The organism is Sulfurivermis sp. (genome assembly GCF_059410345.1).
In genome coordinates this window covers 57,335-63,844 of the sequence record NZ_JBLJDO010000015.1, presented here as the reverse complement: position 1 = coordinate 63,844, position 6,510 = coordinate 57,335, and the positions used below count along the sequence as shown (strand labels likewise).

At 63.5% G+C, this 6,510-nt stretch carries 8 protein-coding genes; 5 read left to right on the top strand and 3 right to left on the bottom strand.

The annotated features are described in order from the left end of the window. Nucleotides 1–6 precede the first annotated feature (6 nt). From ACMV8A_RS11845 to ACMV8A_RS11835, 3 genes are all read left to right on the top strand, one after another. Nucleotides 7–126 (top strand): thiosulfate oxidation carrier complex protein SoxZ, encoded by a 120-nt coding sequence (locus ACMV8A_RS11845; RefSeq protein ID WP_495326018.1) that lies wholly within the window; start codon nucleotides 7–9, stop codon nucleotides 124–126. 222 nt (nucleotides 127–348) lie between these two features. After that, the gene (locus ACMV8A_RS11840) at nucleotides 349–762 is read left to right on the top strand and encodes a rhodanese-like domain-containing protein (protein ID WP_495326014.1); all 414 of its coding nucleotides are present in this window, start codon (nucleotides 349–351) and stop codon (nucleotides 760–762) included. A 14-nt stretch (nucleotides 763–776) separates the two neighbouring features. Next, nucleotides 777–2,309, top strand: coding sequence for a GGDEF domain-containing protein (locus ACMV8A_RS11835; RefSeq protein WP_495326012.1), 1,533 nt, complete (start codon nucleotides 777–779; stop codon nucleotides 2,307–2,309). On the opposite strand, the gene ACMV8A_RS11830 is transcribed toward ACMV8A_RS11835, so the two are convergent. The 3 genes from ACMV8A_RS11830 to ACMV8A_RS11820 form a co-directional block, all read right to left on the bottom strand. Continuing rightward, nucleotides 2,310–3,725 carry a homospermidine synthase gene (locus ACMV8A_RS11830; RefSeq protein ID WP_495326011.1) on the bottom strand — a complete coding sequence of 472 codons (1,416 nt, stop codon included), beginning with the start codon at nucleotides 3,723–3,725 and terminating at the stop codon, nucleotides 2,310–2,312. It abuts the gene before it with no gap. Between the two features lie 124 nt (nucleotides 3,726–3,849). Further along, a complete protein-coding gene (locus ACMV8A_RS11825) occupies nucleotides 3,850–4,038 on the bottom strand; it encodes a YgaP family membrane protein (protein WP_495326010.1) in 189 nt (62 codons plus the stop codon). A gap of 74 nt (nucleotides 4,039–4,112) precedes the next feature. Further along, nucleotides 4,113–4,781: a Crp/Fnr family transcriptional regulator gene (locus ACMV8A_RS11820; protein WP_495326009.1), complete on the bottom strand. Its 669-nt coding sequence runs from the start codon at nucleotides 4,779–4,781 to the stop codon at nucleotides 4,113–4,115. Between the two features lie 140 nt (nucleotides 4,782–4,921). On the opposite strand from ACMV8A_RS11820, the gene msrP reads away from it, so the two are divergent. Together msrP and msrQ are read left to right on the top strand one after the other, a co-directional pair. Next, nucleotides 4,922–5,866: a protein-methionine-sulfoxide reductase catalytic subunit MsrP gene (msrP, locus tag ACMV8A_RS11815; protein WP_495326007.1), complete on the top strand. Its 945-nt coding sequence runs from the start codon at nucleotides 4,922–4,924 to the stop codon at nucleotides 5,864–5,866. Next, nucleotides 5,857–6,447, top strand: a complete 591-nt coding sequence (gene msrQ / locus ACMV8A_RS11810) for a protein-methionine-sulfoxide reductase heme-binding subunit MsrQ (protein ID WP_495326005.1) — start codon at nucleotides 5,857–5,859, stop codon at nucleotides 6,445–6,447. The genes msrP and msrQ overlap by 10 nt, the downstream gene beginning before the upstream one ends. Nucleotides 6,448–6,510 lie beyond the last annotated feature (63 nt).

Below are 6,510 nucleotides of genomic sequence, written 5' to 3'. Positions count from 1 at the left end.
GCCGCCATCTCCGCCAACCCCTATCTCTCCATCGAGTTCTCCGGCGCCAAGGCCGGCGACAAGGTCGCACTCTCCTGGGTCGACAACAAGGGCGAGAAGGATGCGGCCGAGACCGCCATCGGTTAAGTCCACACCGGCGAGCCGTGCAACATCCAAAGCGGGGCAGTGATGCCCCGCTTTTTTTGCGCCCGCGCAAAAATGTCCCGCACCGCGGCTAGCCCCACCTATTCCCGAGCAAAGCGATAGGTTGCCGCCCCTCCTGGCGGGGAGTACCGTTACACGTAAGGAACCGGCGTAGTTCCCCACGTCTTGGCGTACATAAAACAACATCCATAGGGGGAGGTCACGATGCGATATCTCGCATGCCTGCTGCTGTTCAGCCTGGCACTGCCGGCCTGGGCCGACAAACCACTGGCACCGCTGGAGTTGCCCGGCGTCAATGTGTTGGACGCCGAGCGGACCGTGCTGCTCATCCAGAGCACACCCAACCTGATCATCCTCGACACCCGTCTTGCTGAGGAGCATGCCAAGGGCCACATTCCCGGTGCCATCAACCTGCTCGACACCGATATGACCGAGGCTGCCCTTTCGCGCCTCGCCCCCGACCGCAGCACGCCACTGCTGTTCTACTGCAACGGCGAGCGCTGCCTGCGCAGCAGCAACGCCGCCACCAAGGCCGGCACCTGGGGCTATCGCAACATCTACTGGTTCCGTGGTGGCTGGCAGGAATGGCTGCACAAGGAACTGCCCATAGCGCGTTGAACGGACCCCGCGCCATGGAGCGGATTTCACTGCGCGCCCTGATCTCCGGCCTGCTGCTGGCGGTAGTGCTGATCGCCGTGGTGCACACCGCGGTCTCGCAGTACCAGTTCCGCCGTGCCGCCCTCGACTATCGCACCCAGAGCATGTCCCGCGTCATCGAGGTGGCGACCCAGGAGGTGCTGCGCCAGGCACGGGGCCACGCCATCACCCTCGGTGGCTCGCTGCAGCGCCGCCTGAACCTGCACGACACGCCTGCCCTGCGCGAGCAATTAAAGGAGCCCTTCAGCAAGGGCTATCCCGAAGCCGGCTATCTCGACCTGGTGGCCCTGCGCGCCTACGACCTGGAGCTCAGGCTGCTGGCGACCGGGGGCAAGGATGATCTACCACTGCTGCCCGTTGCATTCATCCGACAGGCGGCGGAGCGCCAGGGAGTGGACCGTCTCAAGGCCATCAGCGGACTGTGGCCGGCGCCGCACGGCCCGCAGTATTCCGTCCTGTTGCCGGTGGGCGGTCTGCGCGCCGAGGGGTATCTGGAAGTGGTGATCGACCCCTTGTTCAATCTGCGCAAGGTGGGCGCAATGATCAACATGCCCTTCGGCATACATGGCCCGCGTGGCGAGGAGCTGCTCCACCCGGCGGAAATCAATGAACATGATCCGCGTTATGCCGCCATGGAGTACGCGCTGCGCGGTATAGACGACAACACCGTGCTGCACCTGGCCGCATACACCGACATCGACCTGCTCTATCAGGACATGCGCCGTACCCTACTGGTCACCACCCTCACCTTCTTCATCCTGACGCTGCTGGCTCTTACCTTTGCGTTCTGGTTGCTGAATCGTCATTTGTTCCAGCCCGTACACCAGATGATCGGGCAGATGGAAAATGCCGTGCGCGATGAGCATGACCTGCTGGTGACGCAACACGGCATCAAGGAAGTACACATCGTCGCCACCGCCTTCAACGCCATGGCAGCCCGGGTGCGTGAAATCATCCAGGAGTTGCACCGGCTCTCTGCGCTGGACGGCCTGACCAACATTGCCAACCGGCGCACCTTCGCCCAGGCACTGGAACGGGAGTGGCTGCGCGCCATGCGCCAGGACACGCCCCTCTCGGCCCTGCTCATCGACATCGACTACTTCAAGCAATACAACGACTATTACGGTCACCAGGCCGGCGATGACTGTTTGAAGAGTATCGCCAGCGCACTCAGCCTGGCCGTCCATCGCCCCACCGACGTGGTGGCACGTTACGGTGGTGAAGAATTCGTAATCCTCTTGCCGGAAACCGATGCGGCCGGCGCGCACGCCGTGGCCGAGAAGTTGCAGCAAATCATCGCCACCATGGCCATCCCCCATGAGGCCTCTGCCATCGGTGACGCGATTACCATGAGCATCGGCATCTGCACCCTGACACCGGGCCGGGGTGAGTTCAGCCAGCGCCTGATTGCCGGAGCCGATCAGGCGCTGTATCGCGCCAAGGCCGGCGGGCGCAATTGCATCAAGATTGCCGAGGCCGACGAACTGATCCCCCTCGGCAACACTTGATCAGGTCACCAGAAAGTTGCAGAACTGCCAGGGATCGGCGCGATCCACCTCTTCTTTGAACAAGCGACCGCGATCCTCCAACGGCGTCCACTGGGTATAGACTCCGACCATCGGCCCCAGATAGGGCCGCGCCACTTCCAGCACCTCGGCGTAGTCCATCTCGTCCGGCTCGGTGATACCCCGGGCGGGATGGCGCATCGCCCACACCACGCCCGCCAGCACGCCGGCGGTCACCTGCAAGGTAGTAGCGCTGTTGTAGGGCACCAAGGTGCGTGCCTCGGCGGTGGAGAGTTGCGAGCCGTACCAATAGGCGCCACGCTGCGGCCCCATCAACAGCACGCCCAGTTCATCGATGCCTTCGACGATATCCTCCATCAGCAGACGTTGCTGCGGCTGCATGTGCCAGTTCTTACCGGCCAGTTCGTGCAACGACTGCACCGCATCGTCGCAGGGATGATAGGCGTAGTGCACGGTGGGGCGATAGGTTACCTTGCCATCCTCATGCAGCGACAGATAGTCGGCTATGGAAATGGATTCACCGTGGGAGATGAGGAAGCCGTGATAGCTGCCTTCAATGGGTGTCCAGCTGCGTACCCGTACCGAGGCGCCGGGACGGTCGAGATAGATGGCGCAGTCACGGCCGAAGCCGTAACGCTGTCCTGCGGCGGGCCAGTACCGTTCGTGTGTCCCCCAGCCCAGCTCCGCCGGCTGGCACGACTCATCGACGAAGGCCTCACTGGACCAGGTGTTGACGAACTCGCCGCGCCGCTTCTGCTGCTTGCCGTACTGGCTGTCACGTTCGGCGATATGTATGGTCTTGACCCCCAGCGCACAGGCCAGCCGCGCCCACTCCCCACGCGTCGCCGGTATGGCGGCCATGCCGCTGTCCGTGGCCAGATTGAGCAGCGCCTGCTTGAGGAAGTGCGACACCAGCCCCGGATTCACGCCGTGATTGATCACCGCCGTGGGACCGGTGCCGTAGCGCTCACGCAACGCCAGCGCCGCCTCGCGGAAGGCGTAGTTGGAGCGCTGGGCCGGCGTCAGACTGATATCGAAGTGGCCGCCTTCCCACGGCTCGATGCAGGCGTCCAGATACAGGATGCCGTGCTGCTGGCAGTAGTCGATCAGCGCCAGACTGGAGACATTGACGGAAAGATTGAGGACGAAGTCACCCGGACCAACGTGACGTTCGAGGATGGTGCAGTAATTGTCGTGCCGCAGCGGTTCGACGTGCTGCGTCACGCCATAGGAGCGTGCCACCTCATCGCCGAGATCATGGGCGCGCAAGATGGTGATCTGTGCGGGACGCAGGCCGAGGTGCCGCAACAGCAGCGGCAACACCCCGCGCCCGATGGCGCCGAAACCGAGCAACAGCAGGCGTCCGCCGAATTGTACATGTTGCCTATGCTCCGCCATGTCTCCCTCCCGTGACCGGCCGATACGCAAAATATACCCGTCGGAGTTTACACGAAGGGCGGCGGGAAAAATAAGAAGGCCGCCGGCTTGCGCGGGCGGCCTTTCGACAGGGACGGCGAGCTACTTACTTCTTCGTGCCGCAGGTGTTGACGCCGATCAGGCTGTAGGCCGGACAGAAGCCCAGCAGCGCAGTGGCCAGGGGAATGATGCCGATGGCGCCCAGCCAGTTGCCGGCGGCGACACCCCAGCCGATGATGGCCAGACCGGCGATGATGCGAACGACCTTGTCTACGGTACCGACGTTTGCCTTCATGTGAGTCTCCTTGCACGGTGTTTGAGTACTGCCGGCAAGGATAGACAAGAGACTCCTGCCTGTCTGTGACTATGTCACGCAACGGCCAGACGCTCCAGGCGCCCACATTCCAACAGCATGATCTCGCCACGCTGGCGCTGGATCATCCCCTCGTTTTCCAGGTCGCGCAGGATACGGCTCACCACCTCGCGCGAACTGCCCAGGTCCACCGCCAGCTCCTGATGGGTGGTATGCACCACACCGTCGACGCCATGCTCCAGCAGCCACGCCGCTACCCGCGCATCCATGCGCCGGAACGCCACCTCTTCCACCACCGTGATGACATCGGCCAGGCGCCGCGCCACCAGGCCGAACAGATAGCGGCGCCACGCCGCCGACTCGCCCATCCAGGCGCGCACACTGCTGGCCGTAACCAACACAGCCTCCACCTCGGTCTCGGACACTGCCAGGGCAGGGAAGGGGATGTCGCTCATGATGCAGGAGGCGGTGAGCACACAACTGTCACCGGCCTCGATGCGGTACAGGGTGATCTCGCGCCCCGACTCCGCGCTCTTGAACACCCGTGCCCGACCGGACAGCAGCAGTGGCAGATGGCCGCAACTGTCGCCCTGCTGACAGACCACCTGCCCCGGCGGCAAGGTGCGCACTGCCGTCTCACGCAGAAAGCGTTCCAGCAAGGCCGTATCTTCAACCAGCAGATCGGGAAAGGTATTGCGCAGGCGCTGCTGCAGTTCAGGGTTCATGGCAGGGAATTCACATATTCATGGGATAGGCGCACACATAGTAAGGCAATCCGCCATGCAGCGCACCGCACTGAACCTGCGGCGTCAGTACGACTCCATACTGCTATGTTTATCTTTCCGCACTCATCATTTTCAAGGTAATGAACATGCGCCTGCTGCGCCCCCGCGACATCCGCCCTTCCGAGATCACGCCCGAATCCGTCTATCGCGCACGACGCCAGTTTCTCGGTACCGCCCTCGCCGCCGGCGGCGCACTGCTGCTGCCCGACGCGGTACAGGCCAGTGTGCCGCGCCGCTACGGTCCGCTGCCACGCAGCCCGCTCAGCACCGACGAGCTGCTCAACAGCTACAAGGACATCACCACCTACAACAATTTCTACGAACTCGGCACCGGCAAGGACGACCCGGCGCGCAACGCCGCCCGGCTCAAAACCGAGCCCTGGTCCGTCACCGTCGACGGCGAGGTGGAACGGCCTGGCACCTACAATCTGGAGGACCTGCTCAAGCCCCACGCGCTGGAGGAACGCATCTACCGCCTGCGCTGCGTCGAGGCCTGGTCGATGGTGATCCCCTGGGTGGGCTTTCCGCTGGGCGATCTGATCAAGCGTTTCCAACCCACCTCACGCGCCAAGTACGTCGCCTTCACCACGCTGCACGATCCAGAGAATCTGCCCGGCCAGCGCCGTGCCGTGCTGGACTGGCCCTACGTGGAAGGTCTGCGCATGGATGAGGCGATGCACCCGCTCACTATTCTCGCCGTCGGCCTGTATGGCGAGGTGCTGCCCAATCAGAACGGCGCACCGCTGCGCCTGGTGGTGCCGTGGAAATACGGCTTCAAGAGCATCAAGTCCATCGTGCGCATCCGGCTCACCGAACAGATGCCGCCCACGGCCTGGAACAAATCGGCACCGCAGGAATACGGCTTCTATGCCAACGTCAATCCGGCGGTGGATCATCCGCGCTGGAGCCAGAAGCGCGAACGCCGCCTGGGCGAACTGCGCAAGCGCGAGACCCTGCCCTTCAACGGCTACGCCGAGCGGGTGGCGCAGCTCTACAGCGGCATGGACCTGACTAAATGGTATTGAACGAGCGCCGGCTCAAGCGCGCCGTCTTTCTGCTCTGTCTCACCCCGCTGGGTTGGCTGTCGGCCCAGGCCCTGCTCGGGACGCTGGGCGCCAATCCCATCGAGGCGGTGATGCGTTTTCTCGGTGACTGGGCGCTGCGCCTGCTGCTGCTCACCCTCGCCGCCACACCGCTGCGTCTGCTCACCGGCTGGAGCTGGCCGGTGCGGCTGCGGCGCCTGCTCGGCCTGTTCTCCTTTTTCTATGCGGCGCTGCACCTGCTGGCCTATGCGGTGCTGGATCAATTCTTGGACTGGGCCGCCATCTGGGAGGACATCGTCGAGCGGCCCTTCATCACCACCGGCATGCTGGCCTGGCTGCTGCTGCTGGCCCTGGCCCTCACCTCCAACCGGGGCTCCCAGCGCCGCCTGGGCCGTCACTGGAAACGCCTGCACCGCCTGATCTATCCCGCCGCCATCCTCGCCGTGGTGCATTTCACCCTGATGGTGAAGGCCGATCTGCGCGAACCGCTCATCTACGCGGCTATACTCACGCTGCTGCTGGTCCTCCGCCTCATCCGGCGCCAGGGTGTACAAAACCCTTGAAAATCGGTAATCTTTACCAAATATATAGGTTATTGACCGCGCAGGCGGTCTTTCTTTTTGGGC